This is a genomic window from Oleiphilus sp. HI0066, assembly GCF_001635725.1.
In genome coordinates this window covers 1-836 of sequence record NZ_LWFH01001641.1, presented here as the reverse complement: position 1 = coordinate 836, position 836 = coordinate 1, and the positions used below count along the sequence as shown (strand labels likewise).

The window sequence follows — 836 nt, the reverse complement described above, 5'->3', positions numbered from 1 at the left end:
ACGACGGTGTTATCGATGAGTTTAGCTTCGGCATTGAAATGGGATAGTCGAGAAACCTTGAAATTAGGGCTATCTGCGTTATTGAGTGATGTCGGTAAAGTGATGATTCCCTCATCGATTCTCAATAAAGAAGGGGCATTAACGAGCGCGGAGTATGCAGTGATTCGAGTGCATCCTTTGGAGGGAAGAAAATTACTTCAGCAACTTAGTGATGTAGATGCATCTGTCATTGATATCGTGGTTAGCCACCACGAACGTATTGATGGGCAAGGGTATCCTCAGGGATTAACGGCTGATCAGATTCCGCTTTCTGCGAAGTTAATTGCGATTACAGATGCTTTCGATGCAATGACGAGCGAAAGGGCCTACGCATCGGCTCGGTCTATCGACGATGCGATGAAAATTCTTGTTCAGTGTAAAGGTGAGCAATTCGATGAAAGCCTAACAGACGCATTCTTAGCCTTGCTGGGGAATGTTCCCTCTGGCTTGCATGTGAAATCGAGTTCTGGTCGAGCGTTGCTTATCTTAGAGCCGGGGCGTTCTTTGGGGAGTTATCGTGCTATTTCGTTGAGCGATGGCTTGGAACTAGAAATCCCTACAAAAGATGCGGTTTCTTCGCAAAGTGAGTATATTGCTCCAGATTCGATTGAAGCGATGAATGAATCGCACATTCAGCAACTGAACGCGTTGATAACGGCTTAAAAAAGTCTTTGTTTTGAACGTCTTTATTTTTATTAGTTTGGTCACTTTTCATGGCAGTTTTCACACAGGTCAGCCCGCAAGACTTGAATCCAGTTATTGAACAGTTCTCTCTTGGCAGGATCGTCTTGTTAGAG

Annotated in this window: 1 protein-coding gene; it reads left to right on the top strand. The window is 44.6% G+C overall.

Annotated features, from left to right (window positions below; translation table 11 throughout):
* A partial coding sequence (locus tag A3738_RS25615) for an HD-GYP domain-containing protein (RefSeq protein WP_231876764.1) occupies positions 1 to 702 on the top strand: 702 nt, incomplete at its 5' end.
* Positions 703 to 836: the final 134 nt, after the last annotated feature.